We start from the raw sequence: 22,985 nt of genomic DNA on the forward strand, positions 1-22,985 counted from the left end.
CGACCCCGCCGCGCTCATGATCCGCTGGAAGCGTGCCGGCCCCCACCCCGCTGCTCCCCGACCCCGTACGGCGGCTCGCCGCCTGGTGTGTCGTCATGCTGCTGGTCGCCGGGGTCGTCTACGTCGGGATCCGGCTGGCCGTGGAGTTCCGTACGGCTGTCGTGCCCGTGCTGCTCGCGCTGCTCGGGACGGCGTTGCTCGGGCCGTTGCACCGGCGGCTGGTGAAGGCGGGGGTGAACCGGTCGGTCGCCGCCGGGCTCACCTGTGTCGCCGTGGTGGCCGTCGTGGGCGGTGCCGTGTACATCGTCGCCGCCGCGATCGTGGAGACCGGCGACCAGATCGTCGCCTCGCTCAAGCAGGCCGGTGAGGACCTCGCCGAGCACTTCGGGGCCGCCGGGACCTCGCTGGACGACCTCGCGTCCAACGCCAAGGAACTGCTCACCAAGTTCGGGGGGACGGCCGCCTCCGGAGTCATCAGCGGGGTGAGCGTCGTGGCCGAGGCCGTCGCCATGGCCGTGCTCGCGCTGCTGCTGGTGTTCTTCTTCCTGCGGGACTCCCATCGGGCCCCCGGCGTCCTGAGGTCGGTCGTCCCGGGCCACAGCGGGGACGTCGTGGAGGCCATGGCCCGGCGGGCCTTCCAGGCGGTGGAGGGGTTCATGCGGGGAACCACCTTCATCGCCTTCATCGACGCCGTCTGCATCACCGTCGGGCTGTTGGTCCTGGACGTGCCGGGTGCGGTCGGGCTCGGAGCGCTCGTCTTCGTCGGGGCCTACATCCCCTATCTCGGAGCCTTCATCTCGGGGGCCGTCGCCGTGCTGGTCGCGCTCGCCGACCGGGGGTTCGTCATCGCGCTGTGGGTGCTGGCCATCGTGGTCGCCGTGCAGATCCTGGAAGGGCATGTGCTGACGCCCATGATCCAGAGCCGGACCGTGCAGATGCACCCGGCCGTCGTCATGGTGACGATCACCGCGGGGGCCTCGGTGGCCGGCGTCCTCGGCATGCTGCTCGCCGTACCGCTCACCGCCGCCGCCACCGGCGTCGTACACGAACTGCGCGAGCTCTACGGAAGCCCGGAGCCCCCGGAACCTCCTGAGCCGCCCGTGCCCCCCGGGGCGCCGGAGCCCCCCGAGCCGTCCACGCCGCCGGAGCCGTCCACGCCGCCGGAGCCGTCCGCGCCCTTGGACTCGTAGAGCTCGTACCAGGTGCTCTTGCCCTCGCCCCGCGGATCCACGCCCCACCCGTGGGCGAGCAGCTCGATCAGCATCAACCCCCGCCCGGACGACGCCAGTTCCCCGGGCCGGCGCTTGTGGGGCAGGTCGTCGCTGGTGTCCGTGACCTCGACGCGCAGCCGGCGGTCCCCCGGATCGCCGCGGACCTCGGCGAGCAGCAGGGCGTCCGCGTCGGTGTGGACGAGGACGTTGGTGAGCGTCTCGGAGAGGAGCAGGACCGCAGAGTCGACCTGGTCCTCGGAGGCCCAGTCGTGCAGCAGCTCCCGCAGTTGCTGGCGGGCCGCCGCGACCCGCTCCGGCTCGGCCTGTGCGACCGACAGCATGGTGCGCCGGATCGTCGGCGGGGCGGCGAGGGTGTCGCCGCAGCCGCAGCCCTCGTCCTGCCGGTGCAGCAGCAGCACGGCTATGTCGTCCTCGCGCCGGTCGGCGAGCGGGCCGGTGGTGTGGTGGGAGGACGGGCCGTGGACGGCCTGGACGAGGCCGTCGGCGAGGGCCTCCAGGTCGCCGTCGTGCTCCTCGAGGATCGTGCGGATGCGCTTCCAGCCGGTCTCCAGGTCGTGGCCGCCGGTCTCGATCAGGCCGTCCGTGCAGATCAGCATGGTCTCGCCGGGTTCCAGGGTGATCCGGGTCGTCGGGTAGTCGGCGTCCGGGTCGATGCCCAGGGGGAGACCGCCGGCGGTGGGGCGGGCCAGCACCGTGCCGTCGCTCATGCGGATCGCCGGGTCCGGGTGACCGGCGCGGGCGATGTCCAGCAGGCCGGTCGTGGGGTCGACCTCGACGTACAGGCAGGTCGCGAACCGCAGGTCGGACGGGTCGTCGTCGAGGGAGCCGAAGGTCATGCCGTGCAGGAAGCGGGAGGCGCGGGAGAGCACGGCGTCGGGGCGGTGGCCCTCGGAGGCGTAGGCGCGCAGGGCGATGCGGAGCTGGCCCATCAGGCCCGCCGCCCGCACGTCATGGCCCTGGACGTCACCGATGACCAGGGCGAAGCGGCCGTTGGGCAGCGGGATCATGTCGTACCAGTCGCCGCCGACCTGGAGGCCGCCGCCGGTCGGGACGTAGCGGGCGGCGACGCTCATGCCCGGTATCTCGGGGCCCAGCTTGGGCAGCATCGAGCGCTGCAGGCCGTCCGTGAGCTCCCGCGCGGACTCGGCGGCCTCGGCGCGGGAGAGGGCCTGGGCGAGCATGCGGGCGACCGTCGTCAGCACGGACCGCTCGTCGGGTGTGAAGGCGACGGGATAGGTGAACGCCGCCATCCAGGCGCCCATCGTGCGGCCGGCCACGGTCAGCGGCAGGAACGCCCAGGACTGGCGCTTGAAGTGCGCCGCGAGCGGCCAGGTGGCCGGGTAGCGCTCCTTGTACCTCTCGGGGGAGGAGAGGTAGACGGCACGGCCCGTGCGGACGACCTCGGCGGCCGGGTAGTCCGTGTCCAGGGCCATGTGTGTGAACGGGTCCTCGTCGCCGGGCTCATGGCCGTGGTGGCCGATGATCGTCAGGCGGTCGCCCGTGACGCCGAACACCGCGAGCCCGTCCGGTGAGAAGCCCGGCATCGACAGACCGGCCGCGACCCGCAGCACCTCCGCCGTCGAGCGCGCCTCGGCCAGCGCCCGGCCCGCGTCCAGCAGGAACGCCTCCCGCGAGCGCCGCCAGTCACCCGTGACCGCCGTACGGCCCGCGGAGGTCCCCGGCGCCGGTTCGGTGACCTCCTGGAGGGAGCCGGTCACCTCGTACGACCGCTTCTCGCGGTCGAAGGAGGCGTGGAAGCGGCTGCGACCCACGCGGATGACCCGGCCCTGCCCGTCCATGATCCGCACCCGCACCTCGCCGAGGGTGCCCTCGGCGACGGCGAGCTGGATCACTCCGCTGATCTCGTTCCAGTCGACCGGGTGCAGCCGGGCACGCACCTGGGCCTGGCTGAGGGTGGCCCGCTCGGCGGGCAGCCCCAGCAGTCGTGCCGCCTCCGCGTCGACCGTGACCAGTCCCGTGGCGGTGTTCCAGTGCCACAGCCCGGTGGCGAGGGCGGCGAGGACCTCCCCCACGGCGGGCAGGGGCTCACCAGTGCGCATTGCCCTACTTTAAGAACAGGTGATCGCACACTGCCACCGAAGCTGTATGGGGCATCTGGTCGGGCGAGGGCCAAGGGGCGCGGTGAAATGGTGGGGAGGCGATCTTGGGGTCCCCGGTAGGCTTGGGGGGAGTTTCACGTGAAACAAGCCCCCCGATCCGCGAAGACTGGATGAACGACGATGCATCGGTACAGGTCCCACACCTGCGGCGAGCTCCGCTCCTCTGACGTCGGCACCGACGTCCGGCTGAGTGGCTGGCTGCACAATCGGCGCGACCTGGGCGGCATCCTCTTCATCGATCTGCGCGACCACTACGGCATCACGCAGCTCGTCGCCCGTCCCGGCACGCCCGCGTACGAGGCCCTCGACAAGCTCTCCAAGGAGTCGACCCTCCGCGTCGACGGCAAGGTCGTCTCCCGCGGCACCGAGAACATCAACCCCGACCTGCCCACCGGCGAGATCGAGGTCGAGGTCGGCGAGGTCGAGCTGCTCGGCGCGGCCGCCCCGCTGCCCTTCACGATCAACACCGAGGACGGGGTCAACGAGGAGCGGCGCCTGGAGTACCGCTTCCTGGACCTGCGCCGCGAGCGCATGCACAAGAACATCCTGCTGCGTACCGCGGTCATCTCGGCGATCCGTCACAAGATGACGGCGCTGGGCTTCAACGAGATGGCGACGCCGATCCTGTCCGCGACCTCCCCCGAGGGCGCCCGCGACTTCGTCGTCCCCTCCCGTCTGCACCCCGGCAAGTTCTACGCCCTCCCCCAGGCGCCCCAGCAGTTCAAGCAGCTGCTGATGATCTCCGGCTTCGACCGCTACTTCCAGATCGCGCCGTGCTTCCGCGACGAGGACGCGCGTGCCGACCGCTCGCCGGGCGAGTTCTACCAGCTCGACATCGAGATGAGCTTCGTCGAGCAGGAGGACGTCTTCCAGCCGGTCGAGAAGCTGATGACCGAGCTGTTCGAGGAGTTCGGCAACGGCCGCCACGTCACCTCCCCGTTCCCGCGGATCCCGTTCCGCGAGGCGATGCTCAAGTACGGCTCCGACAAGCCGGACCTGCGCGCCCAGCTGGAGCTCGTCGACATCACCGACGTGTTCGAGGGCTCGGAGTTCAAGGCGTTCGCCGGCAAGCACGTGCGCGCGCTGCCCGTCCCGGCCGTCCAGGACCAGCCCCGCAAGTTCTTCGACCAGCTCGGCGAGTTCGCGATCTCGCTGGGCGCCAAGGGCCTGGCCTGGGTCCGTGTCGCCGAGGACGGCTCGCTGACCGGCCCGATCGCCAAGTTCCTCACCGAGGAGAACGTCAAGGTCCTCACCGAGCGCCTCGGCCTGGAGGCCGGTCACGCCGTCTTCTTCGGCGCGGGCGAGTTCGACGAGGTCTCGAAGATCATGGGCGCGGTCCGCGTCGAGACCGCCAAGCGGGCCGGCCACTTCGAGGAGGGCGTCTTCCGCTTCTGCTGGATCGTCGACTTCCCGATGTACGAGAAGGACGAGGAGACCGGCGCGATCGACTTCTCGCACAACCCGTTCTCCATGCCGCAGGGCGGTCTGGAGGCCCTGGAGACCCAGGACCCGCTGGACATCCTGGGCTGGCAGTACGACATCGTGTGCAACGGCGTCGAGCTGTCCTCCGGCGCTATCCGGAACCACGAGCCGGAGATCATGCTCAAGGCCTTCGAGATCGCGGGCTACGACCGCGAGACCGTCGAGGAGAAGTTCGCCGGCATGCTGCGCGCCTTCCGCTTCGGCGCCCCGCCGCACGGCGGCATCGCGCCCGGCGTCGACCGCATCGTCATGCTGCTCGCCGACGAGCCGAACATCCGCGAGACCATCGCCTTCCCGCTCAACGGCAACGCCCAGGACCTGATGATGGGCGCGCCGACGGAGCTGGAGGAGGCGCGGCTGAAGGAGCTGCACCTGTCGGTGCGCAAGCCGCAGCCGAAGTAGACATCCCAGATATCCCAGCACTGAGTGGCTCGGAACCGACCTCGGTTCCGAGCCACTTTCGTTTACGGCCCTCATGCAGGGCTCTCACCCAGCTCTTACCCATGTCCCTGACAGGCGCCGTCCCTAACTTCCCTGCCCATGACGGGAAACCACACGGCCGAAGGGCCGAAACACAAGCGGGACCTCACGCGTCGCAAGGTCGTCGTCGCCGGTGCCGGAGCCGCCGCCGCGGTGGGCGTGGGCGGCACGCTGGCGGCGGGCGCCTTCGCGGGTGAGACGAGCGGCACGAAGGCGGCGAGCGCATCGGCGAGCAGCGGCTCCACCGCCTCGGAGACGTGCTACAAGCTGACCTCCGAGACGACCGAGGGCCCCTACTACATCGACGCCGACAAGCTCCGCCAGGACGTGACCGAGGACCAGGATGGCATTGCGCTCACCCTCCGCCTCAAGGTGATCGACTCCGAGACCTGCAAGCCCATCGGGAACGCCGCGGTCGACATCTGGCACTGCAACGCGCTGGGCGTGTACTCGGGCTATGAGGCCATGGGCGGCGGCGGCGGTGGCGGGGGCGGCACGCCGCCGTCCGGTGAGCCGACGGGAGCGCCCCCGTCCGGCGAGCCCTCGGGCGGGCCCGGCGGCGGTGGCGGTGTCCACGAGGAGCCGACGGACGACGAACGCTATCTGCGCGGCACGTGGAGGACGGACCGCAACGGCCTGGTGGTCTTCAAGACGATCTTCCCCGGCTGGTACCAGGGCCGCTGCGTCCACATCCACACCAAGGTGCACGTGGGCGGCGAGTGGACGGACGCCGGTTACGAGGGCGGCAACACCTGCCACACCGGCCAGTTCTTCTTCGACGAGGAGAGCGTGCTGGCCTCCGCCGAGGTCGAGCCGTACTCCACCAACACCACCACCCGCACCACGCTCGACGAGGACACCATCTACCCGGACAACGGGACCGAGGGCGGCCTGCTGAAGCTGAAGTACAAGAAGAACGACATCGCCAGGGGAGTGGTCGCTTCGATCACGATGGGCGTCGACCCCGAGGCCACCAACACCGGAACCTGAGAACGCGGAAGGGGGCGGCCCCGAAGGACCGCCCCCGTCACGTCACCGAGCCTGTTCAGCTCAGGGACTTGTAGCCGCTCCACCCGCTCGCGATCTGTGCCCGCGAGCCGAACGACCCCTTCCCGTCGCCGCTGTTGCGCCAGACGTTGCCGCTGGTGTCCCGGGAGACGATGTCGGCCTTGCCGTCGTCGGTGATGTCGCCGATACCGACGACGACGTTGTAGTTGCCGCCCCAGTTGGTGAACAGCTTCGCGCGGGCGGCGAAGGTGCCGTCGCCCTTGCCGTTGTAGCGCCAGAGGGTGTTCGCGGTGTCCTGGGCGAGGAGGTCGGGCCTGCCGTCGCCGGTGATGTCACCGACGCCGACGATCTTCTTGTAGCCCTTCCAGTTGTCGTAGAGCTTCACGCGGGCGGCGAGCTTGCCGGTGCTGGTGCCCTTGTAGAGGTAGACCGTGCCGGTGGAGGCCTGGCGCGCGATCAGATCGGGGCGTCCGTCGCCGCTCACGTCGCCGGGCGAGGTGAGCGCGTTGTACTGCGTCCAGCCGCTGCTCGCGAGCGTGGTGTACGACGTCGACGGCGTCACGGCCTTTCCGCAGCCCGGCTTGTACAGGCGCAGGGCCCCGCTGCTGTAGCGGACCAGGACGTCGTTGCAGCGGTCGCCGCTCAGGTCGCCGAACGGGACGGCCGTGATGCCGGTGGACCAGCCCGTGCCGGTGTACTTCGCGTTGACCTTGCCCGTGCCGGTGCCGCTGTGGAAGGTGAGGCCGCCGGAGGAGTTCAGGGTGAGCAGGTCGCCGCGGCCGTCGGGCCCGTCGGGGCTGGTGAAGTCCCGGTATACGGGCGTACCTCCGGTCAGGCGGCCCTCGCCGCCGGTCAGCGTGACGGGGGCGGAGGTGCCGAGGCCGGTCGCCTTGAGGGTCCAGGTGAACCGGCCGTTGGGGAAGAGGCTGCCGTCCGCCGCCCTGCCGTCCCAGTCCGCGGAGATCCACGCCGGGGACGCGCCGCCGCTGATCGTGCGGGTGGCCTTGCCGTTCGCGCCGCTCTGGACCGAGGTGAAGGTCAGCGACCAGGAGGTGACCGGGCGGGACGGCAGCCACCGGCCGGTGAACGGCACCGTCGGGGACACGTAGTAGGTGGCCTCCGATTCGAAGGCCGTCACCGCGGACGGGGTCACCCCGGTGGTGGCGACGTGCGTCTGCTCGTAGGCGTCGAACCAGGCGACCAGACCCGTGTACTCGTCGACCGCCCAGCGGTAACGGCGGTCGACTGCGAGCCCGCTGTCGGGCAGCCCGGAGGCGATCACCCGGGTCGTGCCCGTGGCCGCCTCGGTCAGCACGAGCCGGTCGGCGTCGTGGTCGTGGCGGACGGTGAAGCCGTCGCCGAGGAGGACGTCACCGGGGGTGACCGGGCGCGAGGTACCCGCCTGGGTGTCGTACACGCCCGCCGAGCTCGTCCCGCACGCCCAGTACACCCACCGGCCGGCCGCCTGCAGCTCGCTCGGCACGCAACCGAGGCCCGGCACGGTCACCGTGGCGAGGGTCTTGTCGGTGGCCAGGCTGTACGAGGTGAGCTGTCCGGAGGTGGCGGTGGCGCTCCAGAGGACGGAGCCGTTCAGGGCGGCGGCGCGGACGGAGCGCTTGAGCTGCTGGCCCCAGCCGAACTGGCCGACGTACTGCATGGCGGTGTCGCCGCCGGAGTTGTAGACGGCGTAGCCGTCGGAGACGTCGACGATGCCGCCGTCCTGAGTGCCGAACTCCAGATCGGCCAGACCCGCGCCGTCGCCGATGCGGGCCACCCGGTCCACGTTGCTCAGCCCGGTGCCGCCCTCGTTGACGTCGTCGAACGTCTCGAGGTAGACGTCACGGGGCTTGCCGTCGTGGTTGCCCCACATCGCCGAGCAGTCGACGCCCGGGTACGGGCACACCGGCATGATCGACGATCCGTCCGTCGCGGCGGACGCGGTCAGTTCGGTGCCGCCGTTGGTGGTGAGCGTGCGCAGCGAGGTCGTGTCCATGCTGCTGCCGGGGTTCTCCTCGGCGATGCGCAGGCTGCCGCGGCTGAGCGCGAGACCGGTCTTGGGGTTCTCGTACGGCGCGACCTTGTACAGCTTCTCCAGCTGCGGGGTGCCGTCGGTGCCGATCGAGACGCGCTGGATCCACCAGTCGGAGGCGTCCGTGCCGCCGGTGACGAGGGCGTTGCCGTCGGGGGTGGCCAGCGGGGTGCCGTAGGACCTGGTCAGGAGGGTCTTGTTGGTGCCGTTGGTCAGGGACACGGCGTACACGCGGCTGTCCGTGGTGATCACGAGCCAGCCGCCGACGAGCGTGGGGTAGCCGGACCCCGCGAACCCGGGGGCCACCGGCACCGTCTCCTCGGCGGTGAGATCCGCGCGCGGCTTCAGGTGCAGGCCGCCGGAGACGCTGTACCAGCCGATGCGGTCGTCGGTGAGGACGACCTCCGGCTTGCCGGGCAGGTCGGTGAAGACCGTGGTGAACTGCGCGGTGGCGAAGTCGAGGTAGCCGACGGAGTACGACGCGATGCCGCCGACCGAGTCGGGGATGGGGTAGGCGAAGACCATGCCCGTCTCGTCGCCGGTGCGTGCGTTGTCGCTCCCCCAGTGCCGCTCGGACGGGTAACCCGCCACCGGGCGCTGCCGCACCTTGCCGTCGACGAGGTCGAAGAGGAACAGCCGAGTGCCGTCGAAGCTCTCGCCGTTGTAGACACCTTCCCGGTCGACCCCGACGACCGTGCTGCCGTACGTGCCTATGTACTCGGCTCTCCCCAGGTCGACGGTCTGCAGCGCGGTGCCGTCCGGGCGCCACAGGGACACCGGCTCGGTGTAGGTGCGGTCCGGCAGTGCCACGGTGTCGGTGGCCTGCCCGTACATGCCCGAGGGGCAGCGCACGGCGATGTCCCAGCAGGAGGTGGTCGTCGGCTTGTAGACGCCGGACGGGCCCTGGACGGTGACGGTCGTGCCGTCGTCGTAGTCGGTCCACAGGAGTCCGGCGGTACCCGCCTGCCGGTGCAGAAAGCCGGTCTCGCCGGCCGAGAGCAGGCGGTCGGAGCGGCGGGTTTCGACCCGCGGATCGTCGAAGCGTAGTTCGGCGGTGCCGGTGGCCGCGTCCGCCGTGGCCACGGTGCCGGTGGCCGCGGTGGTGCCGCTGGCGGCCTGCGCGGCCCCACCACTGCCCTGGAGCCCGGCGATGGTCATGGATCCGGCCGCGACGGCGACCGCGAGCGCGGAGACGAGGGCGGCGGACCCACCCCGTCTCGGGGCGTGTCTGCCCACGTGAGTTTCCCTCCCCTGCGAGGGTCTCCGCCCTCGCACAAGTGGCCGGATCCTATCAGGGGGCCGGGGTGCGGAAAGAGGGATATTTGCGCAGGTGAAGGGCGTGGGGGCGGGGCGGTGCCCCGCACGGGCCGCGATGGCGTCGGGCCGCCCGCGCCGCCCTCCGCCAGGGCCTGTTCACTCCTCCGCCGGAGGCCTGAGCGCCTCCTCCTCCAGCAGCCGCTCGGCGATGTCGTCCGCCCATGCCCGGACCCACCGGCGGAGTTCCGGAACTGAGCCCTCCGCCAGGCCCCGGGCGCTGAACTCCCTGTCGTCCAGCAGTTCCGTCGCCTCCAGGCGGGACTGGAGGTCGGCCAGTTCCAGCTCGTCCCAGGCGTGGCGGCGGCCCTGTTCCTCCAGGTCGGGGAAGCTCCAGTGGGCCGCGGCGGCGTAGACGTCGGTCAGGTCGCGGGCGGTGCCCCGGTCGGTCAGGGCGCGCACCCTGGTGCCGATCAGGTCCTCCAGGGAGAGGGCCGGGCCCAGGTCGGTCATGACGGGCGGGTGCCAGAGGGTTTCCTTCAGGAGGTCGACCGTGTGTTCGCCCGTAGCTGCTCCGCCGCTGACGAGGAGGCGGGCGGCGAGCGGGTCGGTCTCCACGAGACGTACCCGCCAGCCGCGTTCCGTCAGGCCGTGGCTCACCACTGCCGCGATCGTGTCCATCGGCGCGGGCGTCTCGGTCGCCAGTTCCAGCGGCCCTTTCACCGACTCCGCCGGCAGCAGGCCGTGCGCCCGGACCGCGTACTCGCCGGCCAGGACGAGCCGGTAGCCGGCGCCGAGAGTCAGGACGTCGGTCAGGAGATGGTGGCGCAGCGGGATCATCGTGCGCCGATTATGGCGGCCCCGCCGAGGCCGTTGAGCTCGGCGGGGCCGGACGGCGACGCTACTTCGCCACGAACTGCGTAAGGATCGCCTGCACCTCGTAGATGTCGACGCCCTTGGTGAACGTCTTCTGGACCGGGGTCGCCGAACCCGAGAGCCAGATCTTCAGCTCGGCGTCCAGGTCGAACGTGCCGGCGGTCTCCACCGCGAAGTGCGTGATGCTGCGGTAGGGGATGGAGTGGTACTCCACCTTCTTGCCGGTGATGCCCTGCTTGTCGACCAGGATGAGGCGGCGGTCGGTGAACAGGATGGTGTCGCGTATCAGCAGGTACGCGGCGTGCACCTGCTCACCGTTGCCCAGCAGGCGGGCGTAGTCCTGCTGCGCCTGCCCCTGGTCGATGGTGTGCGCGTTTCCGAAAAGTGCCATGTATGGATCCCCCCACGGATGGCTTCATGCGACGGCTTCACATGATCTTCGCAATGTATAGCGCCTGGGGGGTGGCCAGGCATAGAGGCGTAAACGAGGTAAACGATCAGGTGTCGTACGTACCGTCCCAGGGCGCCCCGAAGCCCAGGTGGTCGGGGTACAGCTCGGCCCAGGACTCGCCCTCGTCCTCTCCGGTCAGCAGGCCGAACAGCACGCCGTCCACGGTGAGTTGGAAGGGTCGTATCGCGATGTCGGTGTAGGTGCGCCGGGGGAGGCTGCGGAGCATGGTCGCCAGGTGGGCGCGGGCGCGGGCGAGGACGGAGTCCGGGCCGTGCGGGGCTCGTCGCTGCTCGGCCCACGTGCCGGCGCACCAGATCTCCGAGTCGCGGTACCTGCCGTCGGCGTCGAAGGTGTGCAGGACCGAGTAGAGGCGTTTGTGGTCCTCCCAGCCGGCCTCGAGCTCGAACCCCTTGGGGAAGGCGTACGTGACCGATCCCATGAACTGCCCGTCCGCGTAACAGCCGATCGCCTCGGTACGGCCGTGCGGCTCGTAGGCGATCGGGATGACCTCTGGGACTGCCATGGCGGAAACCATACGGTCGTGGCCGGGGGCATGGTGCCGGTGGGGTGAGATCGATGCCAAGCGGATGGCCAACATCCGCGTGATGTCCCCGGGTTGATCACCGGTCAGCCAAAAAATTCACGGCAACCTTTCAGATCTTCGCGACCACAGAGGGGTACGTCGAGCACGTCGAAGCACGCAAGGACTCATTCGTGGCATCTGCTTCCCCTCGCCCTTCCCACCGCCGTTCCCTCCGGGGGCGCCGCACTTCGGCCGCAGGTACCAGATCCACGGCGGCGCCCTCGGCATCACCAACGGCTCCGACCTGGTGACCGTCGAGCGGAACGTCCTCACCTGCCACGACAAGACCAACCTCGGCGAAGAACCTGGTCAGCGAGCTGGCGACGACGACGGGCGCCGGGATCCTCAAGTAGCCGGCGTCTCTTCCAGACGCGGGAAGAGGACCGCGCCCTTCGTGACCGTGGTGCCGGCCGGCAGCCTGCCCCACTCGCCGGCCTCCTGGATCTTCTGGTCCGCCAGGGCGCCGAGGGATGCCTCGGCGCCCAGGGACTCCCAGAGCTTCCGGGAGGTCTCCGGCATGACCGGGTCGAGGAGGACGGCGATGGCGCGGAGGGACTCCGCGGCCGTGTAGAGGATCGTCGCGAGGCGGGCGCGGCCTTCCGGTGAATCGTCCTTCGCCAGTTTCCACGGCTCCTGCTCCGTGAGGTAGCCGTTGACCTGCTTGATGAAGCCGAAGACCGCCAGGATGCCGCCCTGGAAGTCCAGCTCGTCGCCGATCCTCCGGTCGGCCTCGGCGACCGCCCCGGTCAGGCCGTCCCGGATGGCCTGCTCGGCCTCCCCGGCGGCGGTGGCCTCCGGCAGCGTGCCACCGAAGTACTTACCGACCATCGCGGCGACGCGGGAGGCGAGGTTGCCGTAGTCGTTGGCCAGCTCGCTGGTGTAGCGGGCGGTGAAGTCCTCCCAGGAGAACGAGCCGTCCTGGCCGAAGGCGATCGCGCGCAGGAAGTACCAGCGGTACGCGTCCACGCCGAAGTGCGAGGTCAGGTCCTGGGGCCGGATGCCGGTGAGGTTGGACTTCGACATCTTCTCGCCGCCGACCATCAGCCACCCGTTGGCCGCGATCCGGCCGGGCAGCGGCAGGCCGTTCGCCAGCAGCATCGCCGGCCAGATGATCGCGTGGAAGCGGAGGATGTCCTTGCCGACGAGGTGGACGTCGGCCGGGAAGGTCGACGCGAACTTCTCCGGGTTCTCGTTGTAGCCGACGGCCGTCGCGTAGTTCAGCAGCGCGTCGACCCAGACGTAGATGACGTGCTTGTCGTCCCAGGGGACCGGGACGCCCCAGTCGAACGTCGAGCGCGAGATGGAGAGGTCCTGCAGGCCCTGCCGTACGAAGTTGACGACCTCGTTGCGCGCGGACTCCGGCTGGATGAAGTCGGGGTTCGCCGCATAGTGGTCGAGCAGCCGGTCGCCGTACGCGCTCAGCCTGAAGAAATAGTTCTCCTCCTTCAGCATCTCGACCGGCTTGCGGTGGATCGGGCAAAGCTTCTGCCCCGCGTACTCGCCCTCGCCGTCGATCAGCTCGCCGGGGAGCTTGTACTCCTCGCAGCCCACGCAGTACGGGCCCTCGTAGCCGCCCTGGTAGATCTCGCCCCGGTCGTACAGATCCTGGACGAACTCCTGGACGCGGTCCGTGTGGCGGCGCTGCGTGGTGCGGATGAAGTCGTCGTTCGCGATCTCCAGGTGCTCCCACAGCGGCTGCCAGGAGTCCCGGACCAGCCGGTCGGCCCACTCCTGCGGGCCGACCCCGTTCTGCTGCGCGGTACGCAGGATCTTCTGGCCGTGCTCGTCCGTGCCCGTCAGAAACCAGACGTCCTCGCCGCGCCGGCGGTGCCAGCGGGCGAGGACGTCAGCGGCCAGGGTGGTGTAGGCGTGGCCGAGGTGCGGGGCGTCGTTGACGTAGTAGATGGGGGTCGTGACGTAGTACGTCATGACCTCACTCCATCACACCCTCACGGCGCCCCTCATCTCGATTACGCCGGTTCGCCGCCGAAGCGCTCCTTGTACGCCTCCAGGTCCTCGTCCGTGAGCTTGGCGAAGAGGACCGGCGGGACGGTGAAGGGGGTGCCGGCGGGGACGGCGGACAGGGACTTCGCCTCGTCGGCGCTCACCCAGGTCGTGGTGTCGTCGGTCAGGGTGAAGGCCTCGCGCATCGTCTTCGCCGTCGACGGGATGAACGGCTCCGAGACCACCGCGTACAGGTGGATCAGGTTCATCGCGGTACGGAGGGTGAGGGCGGCGCCGTCCTTGTCGGTCTTGATCTCCAGCCAGGGGGCCTTCTCCTCCAGGTAGGAGTTGCCCGCGGACCAGAGCGCGCGCAGGGCCGCGGCGGCCTTGCGGAACTGCAGGGCCTCCATGTGCTCCTCGTACTCGGCGAGGAGACGGGCGATCTCCTCGCCCAGCTTCGCCTCCGCCTCGCCGGGCGCGCCGCCCGCGGGGACGTCGTCGCCGAAGCGCTTGCGGGAGAAGGACAGGACGCGGTTGACGAAGTTGCCGAGGGTGTCGGCGAGGTCCTTGTTCACCGTCGCGGTGAAGTGCTCCCAGGTGAAGGACGAGTCGTCCGACTCGGGCGCGTTGGCGATCAGGAAGTAGCGCCAGTAGTCGGCGGGGAGGATCTCCAGGGCCTGGTCGGTGAAGACGCCGCGCTTCTGGGAGGTGGAGAACTTCCCGCCGTAGTACGTCAGCCAGTTGAAGGCCTTGACGAAGTCGACCTTCTTCCACGGCTCGCGGATGCCGAGCTCGGTGGCCGGGAACATCACGGTGTGGAAGGGGACGTTGTCCTTCGCCATGAACTCCGTGTAGCGCACGGAGTCGTCCACGTCGTACCACCAGGACCGGTAGTCCCTGTTCTCCGGGTCCTGGTCCGACCACTCCTTCGTCGCGCCGATGTACTCGATCGGGGCGTCGAACCAGACGTAGAACACCTTGCCCTCGGCCGCCAGCTCCGGCCAGGTGTCCGCGGGGACGGGGACTCCCCAGTCCAGGTCACGGGTGATGGCGCGGTCGTGCAGGCCCTCGGTCAGCCACTTGTGGGCGATGGAGGAGGCCAGGTGCGGCCACACGCCGTCGTGGCGGGCCACCCACTCCATGACCTCGCTCTGCAGCTTGGACTGGAGGAGGAAGAGGTGCTTGGTCTCGCGGACCTCGAGGTCCGTCGAACCGGAGATCGCCGAGCGCGGCTCGATCAGGTCGGTCGGGTCCAGGACCCGGGTGCAGTTCTCGCACTGGTCGCCGCGGGCCTTGTCGTAGCCGCAGTGGGGGCAGGTGCCCTCGACATAGCGGTCCGGGAGGAAGCGGCCGTCGGCGGGCGAGTACACCTGGCGGATCGCCCGCTCCTCGATGAAGCCGTTCTCGTGCAGCTTGCGGGCGAAGTGCTGGGTGATCTCGACGTTCTGGGGGGAGGAACTCCGGCCGAAGTAGTCGAAGGCCAGCGCGAAGCCGTCGTAGACCGCCTTCTGGGCGTCGTGCGCCTGCGCGCAGAAGTCCGCCACGGGGAGGCCCTGCTCCTTGGCCGCGAGCTCGGCCGGGGTGCCGTGCTCGTCCGTCGCGCAGATGTAGAGGACGTCGTGGCCGCGCTGGCGGAGGTACCGGGAGTACACGTCCGCCGGGAGCATGGACCCCACCATGTTGCCCAGGTGCTTGATTCCGTTGATGTACGGAAGGGCGCTGGTGATGAGGTGTCGAGCCATCGGGGGCTGCTCCCAGGTCGGGGTTGTTTTAGGAACCTCGAAATGGTAGCCGACATGGGTGGGCCGCCCGCTTTCCGTTTTAAGGGGTGGAAGGGGCGGCCCAGTGGTGATCTCGGGGTTGTGGTGCTCTTCGGGGTTACGGGCGCCAGGTGGCCAGGATGCCCTCGTAGATCTCCGCGTCCGTGAGTTCCTTCGGAGTCTCGCCGGCCAGGAAGTGGGACGTGTTGTCCAGCTTCAGCTTGCGGAGGTAGTCGAAGGCCTTGTTCTCCGGGTCACCGAAGGCGACGAAGGAGAAGAAGACGTTGGGGTGGTTCTTCGCCGCCTCGGTCAGGGCGTGGGTGGCGGGGGTCTTCGCGTCGGGGGCGCCGTCGGTCTGGAAGACGACCAGGGCGGGGGTGCCGGGGGCCTCCTTGCCGTGGTGGGCGAGGACGTCCTCCACGGCGGCGTGGTAGCTGGTACGGCCCATGCGGCCGAGACCCGCGTGCAGGTCGTCGATCTTGTTCTCGTGGTCGGGGAGGGTGAGCTCGCCGGTGCCGTCCACTTCCGTGGAGAAGAAGGTGACGTGGACCTTGGTGTCCTCGGGGTCGAGGTGGGCGGCGAGGGCGAGGGTCTGCTCGGCGAGGGCCTGGGCGGAGCCGTCCTTGTAGTACGGGCGCATGCTCGCGGAGCGGTCGAGGACGAGGTAGACCTTGGCGCGGGTGGTGGTGAGGTCGCGGGTGTGGAGGACGGTGCGGGCTGCCTTGTAGGCGGTGAGGAGGCCCGGGGGAAGGGCGGGGGCGGGTGCCGTGGTCTCGGCGACCGGCTCGGGCGCGGGCGCGGGCGTGACCTCGGCGGCAGGCTCGGGCTCGGGCTCTGCGACCGGCTCGGCCTCTTCGGCCGCGGCAACCGGGGTGGCGTCCTCGACGACCGGCTCGGGCTCGGGCTCTGCGGCGACCGGGGCCTCCGCAGCCGGCTCTTCTGCGACGGGCTCCTGGTCGACGGGGGCGTCCGCGACCGGCTCGGACTCGGTCTCTTCGGCGACCGGCGCTTCGGCGACGGGCTCCTCGGTGACCGGCGACTCCGTGACGGCCTCTTCGGCAACGGCCTCTGCGGCTGCAGGCTCCTCGGCAGCAGGTTCGTCGGCAACCGGGGCTTCCGCCGGCTTCTCGGTAACCGTCTCCTCAGCAACCGGCGCCTCCGCCACCGGCGCCTCCGCCACCGGCTCCTCAGCGACCGGCTCTTCCGCGGTCGGCTCCTCAGCCACCGGCTCTTCCGCGACCGGCGCCTCCGCCGCTGCTTCCGTCACCGGCTCCTCGGCAGCAGGTTCGTCGGCAACCGGCACCTCCGCCACCGGCTCCTCAGCCACCGGCTCTTCCGCGGTCGGCTCCTCAGCCACCGGCTCTTCCGCGACCGGCGCTTCCGCCGCTGCTTCCGTCACCGGCTCCTCGGCAGCAGGTTCGTCGGCAACCGGCGCTTCCACCACCGGCTCCTCCGCAACCGGCGCTTCCACCACCGGCTCCTCAGCCACCGGCTCTTCCGCGGTCGGCTCCTCAGCAACCGGCGCTTCCACCACCGGCTCCTCAGTCACCGGCGCTTCCGTCGCCGACTCCGTCGCCGTCTCCACCGGCTTCGCCGGCTTCGGCACCGTGACGTTGTCGAAGGCGGCCGAGACCAGCTCGTGTTCTGACTTCTCGGACTCTTCCGGCTTCTCGGCCGTGTCCGAAAGTGCCGGCTCCGGCGTCTCCGGCGCGCTCGGCTCCGCAACCCGCGGTTCCGGCACCTGCGCGGTGGCCGTCGGCTGGGGCTCCGGCGACGGGGACGGAACCGTCGGCTGCGGTTCCGGCGAAGTAGTCGCACCCTCTGCCTCGGCGGTGCGCCCCTTGCGTGACCGGCCGAACGCGTTCCGCAGGAGAGTGAGAATGCCCATGTGCGCAACCCTTCGCGATGAGTTGATGCCCGTCGATCCCTGGCCAGGACGGACACGTAAGGTTAGCGGCCCCAGATGGCGATCTTGGGGAGGGGCGGACACAAGGGGTCCCCGTACGTCAAGGGCTGCATCGAGTCGTGTCGGGGCGCGCGCCCAACTGCCGTACATCTACCTCTGGTTCACCTTCCGTTCACTCAATCGCCCCGCTCCCGCACAAACGTGCCCCTACCGTCCCCCACGCTGCACTCAAGGGGAAGCAAGGGGAGAACGAAACGCCATGCGCATACCGCTGCCGATCATCCGAACCAACAGTGACTCGCACCCCGGTGGGCGGTCTGCCCTGACTTGCCGGTTCCGGTGTGGTGACGCCTGTTTCCACGAGGTGCCCAACACCTCCACGAACCCGTACGTCGGTGACGTCATCGCCGAGGCCGTCAGCCGCCGTACGACGCTGCGCGCCGCCGCCGTCGTCAGCGCGGCCGCCGCCGTGGGCGCCACCGCCACCGTCGCCGCGCCGCAGGCCGACGCAGCCGAGGCCGCCACCGAGGCTGCCGCGACCGAGCGGACCGGGACCTTCGGACGCGGTGCGCGCGGCCTTCGCTTCACCCCCGTCGCGCCCAACACCGCCGACACCGTGACCATCCCGGACGGCTACGCGCAGAACATCGTCATCCGCTGGGGCGAGCCCATCCTGCGCGGTGCCCCCGCCTTCGACCCGGACAAGCAGACCGCCGCCGCCCAGGCCGGTCAGTTCGGGTACAACTGTGACTTCCTGTCGCTGCTGCCGCTTCCCGGCGAGCGGGGCCGGCAGCTCCTCGTCGCGAACCACGAGTACACCGACGAGGTGCTCATGTTCCGCGGCTACGACGCCGCCAACCCGACCCGCGAGCAGGTCGAGATCGCCTGGGCGGCCCACGGTCTGTCCGTCGTCGTGGTGGAGGGGGACCGGAAGACGGGCAAGCTCACCGCCGTGCCCCGGCACTCGCTCAACCGGCGCGTCACCGCCACCTCCGAGTTCAAGGTCACCGGCCCCGCCGCCGGCTCCGACCTGCTGAAGACCTCCGCCGACCCGACCGGCAGGAAGGTGCTGGGCACCCTCAACAACTGCTCGGGCGGTACCACCCCCTGGGGCACCACGCTGCACGGCGAGGAGAACTTCAACCAGTACTTCGCCAACGCCACCCGCGCCACGGACAAGCGCTACGGCCTGGGGACCACCGCCTCCGAGCGCAAGTGGGAGCTCTACGACAAGCGCTTCGACGTCGCCCAGGAGCCCAACGAGCCGCACCGCTTCGGCTACGTCGTCGAGCTCGACCCGTACGACCCCACCTCCAAGCCCCGCAAGCACACCCTGCTCGGGCGCGTGAAGCACGAGGGTGCGACCGTGCGGCTGACGGACGACGGCCGTCCGGTCGTCTACACCGGTGACGACGAGCGCTTCGACTACTTCTACAAGTTCGTCGGCAGCAAGCGGATGATGAAGGGCACCTCCCGCGCCGTCCGCGAGCACAACCTCTCGCTGCTCGACGAGGGGACGCTGTACGTCGCCAAGCTCACCGGCGACTCCCCGGCCATCGAGATCGACGGCACCGGCAAGCTGCCCAGCGACGGTGAGTTCGACGGCAGCGGCGAGTGGATTCCGCTGGTCACCGCCACCGCCAAGGGTGCCGTCTCGCACGTGGACGGCATGACCGCCGAGGAGGTCTGCGTCTTCACGCGCCTCGCCGGCGACAAGGTCGGCGCCACGAAGATGGACCGCCCCGAGGACATCGAGCCCAACCCGCACACCGGCAAGGTCTACGTCGCCCTCACCAACAACTCCCGCCGCGGCACCACCGGCAACGCGCCCGTCGACGAGGCCAACCCGCGCATCGGCAACAAGCACGGCCAGGTCCTGGAGCTGACCGAGCGCTGGAACCGGGCCGACAGCAAGAAGTTCGCCTGGAGCCTGTTCCTCGTGGCCGGTGACCCGAACGACCCGGCGACCTACTTCGCGGGCTTCCCGAAGGACCAGGTCAGCCCGATCTCCTGCCCGGACAACGTCGCCTTCGACCCGTACGGCAACCTGTGGATCTCCACCGACGGCAACCAGCTCGGCTCGCACGACGGCCTCTTCGGCGTCGCCACGCGCGGCGAGCGGCGCGGTGAGCTGAAGCAGTTCCTGACCGTGCCGGCCGGCGCCGAGACCTGCGGTCCGATCATCCAGGACCGTCGCGTGCTCGTCGCCGTCCAGCACCCGGGCGAGCTCGACGGCGCGACGGCCGAGAAGCCGCTGAGCGCCTGGCCCGACGGCGCCGGCAAGATCAACCGCCCGGCGGTCGTGGCGGTCTGGCGCAAGGACGGCTGCAACATCGGCGTCTGAGCCACCACAGACACCGGTTACGGGAGTGCTGGGACCGGCGGTTGCCGCTCACCGTCGCGTTCCAGCCACTCCCGGTACGCCGGCGCCTGCCGCGCCGCCTCCCAGTACGCCTCCTCCAGGGCGGGATAGACGCCGTCCAGGTCCGTCTCGGTACGGGCCGCGAGGAGGAGTCGTACGCCGAGGGGGTCGCCGTGCAGGCGCCGTACCGCCATGTCCGCGCTGGACGCGTGGGTCGGCTGGCAGACGGTGACCACCTCGCCGGTGGCGACCAGGGCGCCGGCCGTGTGGTAGTCGCCGTGCAGGACATGGGGGTTGACCCCGGCCGCGCGGAACATCCGCTGCACGGCGTCCCACTCGCCGTCGACCGTCGGGTCGATCATCCAGCGGTCGTCGGCCAGGTCCGGGAGGGTCACCTCCGGTTTCGCCGCCGCCGGGTGGTCGGCCGGCAGCGACACGAACTGCGGCTCGCGTTCCATCAGCACCCGCAGCCGGAGCTCCGCCGGGATGCGCAGGGGACAGCCCTCCACCTCATGCACGAAGGCCACGTCCAGCTGGCCTTCGGCGACCATGCGCAGCAGGGCGTTCGGCGAGACGTTCATATGGAGGGTCGGGTCCTGGCCGTGGCCGCGCAGTCGCCGTAGCCAGCCCGCCAGGGCCTTGCTGGCGGTCGAGCCGATCCGCAGTTCCGGGCCGCCCACCGCGGCCGCCCTCGCCTCCGCGACCAGGGAACGCATATCGGCCACCAGCGGACGGGCCCGGCTGAGGACCAGGCGGCCCAGCGGGGTGGGGCGGCAGCCGGATCTCGCGCGCAGGAACAGGGCGCCGCCGAGCTCCTGCTCGATCCGCCGCAGCTGCGTGCTCAACGACGGCTGGGCCACGCCCAGTTGGCGGGCGGCCCGGTGCAGACTGCCGGTGTCGGCTATGGCGCACAGCGCGCGGAGGTGTCTGACCTCGAGGTCCATGCCCTCGGAGACTAAAGCGGACGCAGAGGTTTCACCAGCCGCACAAAACCGCCCCGATGCCTGCCAATTGGGGCCCTGATAGGGCCGGGCTATCACCGGTTGCCATCATCACAGCCGCCTCACAGGCGCCGACACTCGCCTTGACGACTCACCCCCCACCTAGGAGTCATCAATGCGTATGTCCCTGTCCATGTCCGTTTCCGCGCGTACGGCGGTGGCGGTCGGCCTCGGTGTCGCGGCACTCGGCCTGGGTACGGCGGTTCCGGCCACGGCGGCGCCCGTCCATGCCGGCTACGTTGCCAAGTCGGCTGAATCCCATGCAAGTCGGGCGTTCTTCGAGGCGGTCCTGAAGTCCGTCGCCGAGAAGCGCGCCGCGAACCCGAGCGCCGCGGCCGTCACGGTCGTCTACGACGCCTCCGCCGCGCCCGCGTTCAAGGCCCAGATAGCCCGCAGCACCGAGATATGGAACGGCTCGGTGTCCAACGTCCAGCTCCAGGAGGGCTCGAACGCCGACTTCACCTACCGGGAGGGCAACGACCCGCGCGGCTCGTACGCCTCGACCGACGGGCACGGCAAGGGGTACATCTTCCTCGACTACCAGCAGAACCAGGAGTACGACTCCACGCGTGTGACCGCGCACGAGACGGGCCACGTGCTCGGGCTGCCGGACCACTACGAGGGGCCGTGCAGTGAGCTGATGTCGGGCGGAGGCCCCGGTACGTCCTGCACGAACGCGATTCCGGACGCGAACGAGCGGGCCAAGGTCGAGCGGCTTTGGGCCAACGGGTTCGCTGCGGCTCTGGACAAGGCCCTGCACAAGGCCAACAACTAGCCCACCCCCCACCCGGTGCGGCCGCCCTCCTGCACAGGGCGGCCGCACCCTTGCGTGGGAATGGTTCACCCAAGAGCTCGGGTGCCTTGTCGTTGGGGGCGGGTGCGGGATATTTGGGGCTTGCCGCGCAGTTCCCCGCGCCCCTTGCGGCGTCTCAGCCTGTTCTTGCGAGGAACCCCGGGCGTTCGCGCCCGGGAGGAATCGCATCTGGTGGTGGCGGTGCGGAGGACCGCGGAATCGGGTCGGAGGCGAGACAGGGCCGCGAAGCGGCCGGGTGACTTCGCGGCGGAGCCGGGCCGTGCTGGGCGCTGTGGCTGTGGGATGGGGGCTGGTCGCTCGTTCGGGTGAAGGCAGTCGAACACCAGGTGGCTGTCCGTACGGCTGTGTACGTTCATGGTCATGAAGCTGTTGGTGCGGGTCAAGCTCCTGCCGACGCCCGCGGGTGCCGCCGCCAGGGCGCCGTAGTCGGGGCGGCGAGTGGCGAGCCCGACGGCCAGGGGCAGGAGGATCGCGATCGCCGCGCGGACCACGGCGGGCCGGCTGACGGGGGCGGGCTGGGCCCGGAGGTTCCGCACCAGCCAGTCGGGAGGTGTGAGGCCGATGGGGAACTCGCGGGGCATGCGCCCCATTCTGAGCAGCCGTGTTCGGCTCATCGGCGCTGGTGAAGTGTGACTTCCGTGAGCAGCGCGCGGTGGTTGGTGCCGGGCAGGTCGAGGAAGCGGGCCGTGCGGGCGGAGAAGTCGGCGGAGAGCAGCACATGGTCGATCTGCACGCCGAAGGCCGGGGCGGTGCGCGCGGGCCAGCTGGGTGTGCGGTCGTCGCCGGTGAGCCGGGCGGCGTCGCGCAGGCCGGTGTCGAGGATGCGGCGGAAGGCGGCGTGGTCCTGGGAGGCGTTGAAGTCGCCGGCGAGGATGAGCGGGGTGCGGTCGTCCTCGGCGGCGAAGTCGCGCAGTGCGCCGAGTTCGCGGCGCCACAGGTCGGTGCGGCCGGGCAGCGGCGGCATGGGGTGCGCGAGCTGCAGCCGTACGGCGTGCCCGCGTACGTCGGCGACGGCGCCGGGCATCGCCATGGTGCCGGGGACGCCCTCGGCGGACGTGAGCGGGAAGCGGCTGAGCACGACCGAACCCGCCGAGCCGGCGGCCACCTGGGCCGCCCGGTGCGGATAGTCGGTCGAGAGGTCCTGCCGGAGCGTGGCGTCACAGGTGTACTCGCACTCCTGGACGAACACGAGGTCCGGTTTCTCGCGGCGGACGGCGGCGACCAGGGCGTCGGTCGCGTGCCCGAACTCGATGTTCGAGGTCAGCACCCGGAAGGCGACGAGCGGCGGCCCGCCCGGCTCACCGCTCTTCCCGTACGGCTCGATGAACCACGCCAGCAGCCCGAGCAGCGCCACGGCCCATACGACGCCGGTCCACCAGCGGGAGAACAGCGCGAGCAGCAGCCCCAAGCCGGCGGGCACCAGCAGCCACGGCAGGAAGGCGAGGAACTGCGGGACCGGGGTGATGCCGTCGGTGTCGGCGACGCGACAGCCGACGACCGCGCTGACGCCGAGGAACAACAGGACGGCCGACCAGACGCCGAGCCGGCGCCCACGCCGTCGTCCTGGCATGCCGTCCGGGGAAGCCGTCCATTCGGCAGCCGCAGTCTCCAAGGCCCGGCCTTCCGCTCGCGGGTGGGATGCCCGAATCCTCCCTCAAAGACGGGGGCTGTGGGGCGAAGGTT

14 protein-coding genes and 2 pseudogenes are annotated in these 22,985 nt (G+C 70.5%); 5 read left to right on the top strand and 11 right to left on the bottom strand.

Features of this window, described 5'->3' with window-relative positions:
* Positions 1 to 32: 32 nt before the first annotated feature.
* Positions 33 to 1,088, top strand: a pseudogene (locus tag ACIBAG_RS11630) (AI-2E family transporter); the annotation flags it as partial.
* Here the strand turns inward: ACIBAG_RS11630 and ACIBAG_RS11635 are convergent.
* Positions 1,061 to 3,292 (bottom strand): SpoIIE family protein phosphatase, encoded by a 2,232-nt coding sequence (locus tag ACIBAG_RS11635; RefSeq protein WP_399103709.1) that lies wholly within the window; start codon positions 3,290 to 3,292, stop codon positions 1,061 to 1,063. The pseudogene ACIBAG_RS11630 and the gene ACIBAG_RS11635 overlap by 28 nt on opposite strands.
* 180 nt (positions 3,293 to 3,472) lie before the next feature.
* Between ACIBAG_RS11635 and aspS the strand changes: the two genes are divergently transcribed.
* Entirely contained in the window at positions 3,473 to 5,236 is a 1,764-nt protein-coding gene (gene aspS, locus ACIBAG_RS11640) for an aspartate--tRNA ligase (RefSeq protein WP_399103711.1), read from the top strand.
* Positions 5,237 to 5,374: 138 nt separating this feature from the next.
* Positions 5,375 to 6,304, top strand: coding sequence for an intradiol ring-cleavage dioxygenase (locus ACIBAG_RS11645; RefSeq protein WP_399103713.1), 930 nt, complete (start codon positions 5,375 to 5,377; stop codon positions 6,302 to 6,304).
* A gap of 55 nt (positions 6,305 to 6,359) precedes the next feature.
* On the opposite strand, the gene ACIBAG_RS11650 is transcribed toward ACIBAG_RS11645, so the two are convergent.
* From ACIBAG_RS11650 to ACIBAG_RS11680, 7 genes are all read right to left on the bottom strand, one after another.
* The gene (locus ACIBAG_RS11650; RefSeq protein WP_399103715.1) at positions 6,360 to 9,587 is read right to left on the bottom strand and encodes an FG-GAP repeat domain-containing protein; all 3,228 of its coding nucleotides are present in this window, start codon (positions 9,585 to 9,587) and stop codon (positions 6,360 to 6,362) included.
* A 177-nt stretch (positions 9,588 to 9,764) separates the two neighbouring features.
* Positions 9,765 to 10,445 (bottom strand): nucleotidyl transferase AbiEii/AbiGii toxin family protein, encoded by a 681-nt coding sequence (locus tag ACIBAG_RS11655; protein WP_399103717.1) that lies wholly within the window; start codon positions 10,443 to 10,445, stop codon positions 9,765 to 9,767.
* 61 nt (positions 10,446 to 10,506) lie between these two features.
* Positions 10,507 to 10,872, bottom strand: coding sequence for a PH domain-containing protein (locus ACIBAG_RS11660; protein ID WP_399103720.1), 366 nt, complete (start codon positions 10,870 to 10,872; stop codon positions 10,507 to 10,509).
* A gap of 106 nt (positions 10,873 to 10,978) precedes the next feature.
* Entirely contained in the window at positions 10,979 to 11,455 is a 477-nt protein-coding gene (locus tag ACIBAG_RS11665; protein ID WP_399103722.1) for a hypothetical protein, read from the bottom strand.
* 405 nt (positions 11,456 to 11,860) lie between these two features.
* Entirely contained in the window at positions 11,861 to 13,444 is a 1,584-nt protein-coding gene (gene metG, locus ACIBAG_RS11670; protein ID WP_399103724.1) for a methionine--tRNA ligase, read from the bottom strand.
* 41 nt (positions 13,445 to 13,485) lie between these two features.
* Positions 13,486 to 15,201: a methionine--tRNA ligase gene (gene metG / locus ACIBAG_RS11675; RefSeq protein WP_399103726.1), complete on the bottom strand. Its 1,716-nt coding sequence runs from the start codon at positions 15,199 to 15,201 to the stop codon at positions 13,486 to 13,488.
* Between the two features lie 136 nt (positions 15,202 to 15,337).
* Positions 15,338 to 17,107, bottom strand: coding sequence for a VWA domain-containing protein (locus ACIBAG_RS11680; protein WP_399103728.1), 1,770 nt, complete (start codon positions 17,105 to 17,107; stop codon positions 15,338 to 15,340).
* Positions 17,108 to 17,384: 277 nt separating this feature from the next.
* Between ACIBAG_RS11680 and ACIBAG_RS11685 the strand changes: the two genes are divergently transcribed.
* Positions 17,385 to 19,469, top strand: coding sequence for a PhoX family protein (locus ACIBAG_RS11685; RefSeq protein ID WP_399103729.1), 2,085 nt, complete (start codon positions 17,385 to 17,387; stop codon positions 19,467 to 19,469).
* A 17-nt stretch (positions 19,470 to 19,486) separates the two neighbouring features.
* Here the strand turns inward: ACIBAG_RS11685 and ACIBAG_RS11690 are convergent, their stop codons facing one another.
* A complete protein-coding gene (locus ACIBAG_RS11690) occupies positions 19,487 to 20,431 on the bottom strand; it encodes a LysR family transcriptional regulator (protein ID WP_399103730.1) in 945 nt (314 codons plus the stop codon).
* Positions 20,432 to 20,603: 172 nt separating this feature from the next.
* Here ACIBAG_RS11690 and snpA point away from each other — a divergent pair, with 172 nt between their 5' ends.
* A complete protein-coding gene (gene snpA, locus ACIBAG_RS11695; protein ID WP_399103732.1) occupies positions 20,604 to 21,263 on the top strand; it encodes a snapalysin in 660 nt (219 codons plus the stop codon).
* Positions 21,264 to 21,700: 437 nt separating this feature from the next.
* Here the strand turns inward: snpA and ACIBAG_RS11700 are convergent.
* Positions 21,701 to 21,883, bottom strand: a pseudogene (locus tag ACIBAG_RS11700) (hypothetical protein); the annotation flags it as partial.
* 29 nt (positions 21,884 to 21,912) lie between these two features.
* Positions 21,913 to 22,872, bottom strand: coding sequence for an endonuclease/exonuclease/phosphatase family protein (locus ACIBAG_RS11705; RefSeq protein ID WP_399103734.1), 960 nt, complete (start codon positions 22,870 to 22,872; stop codon positions 21,913 to 21,915).
* Positions 22,873 to 22,985 lie beyond the last annotated feature (113 nt).

The sequence above is a fragment of the Streptomyces sp. NPDC051243 genome, from assembly GCF_044455405.1.
In the GTDB taxonomy this organism is placed as follows: domain Bacteria; phylum Actinomycetota; class Actinomycetes; order Streptomycetales; family Streptomycetaceae; genus Streptomyces.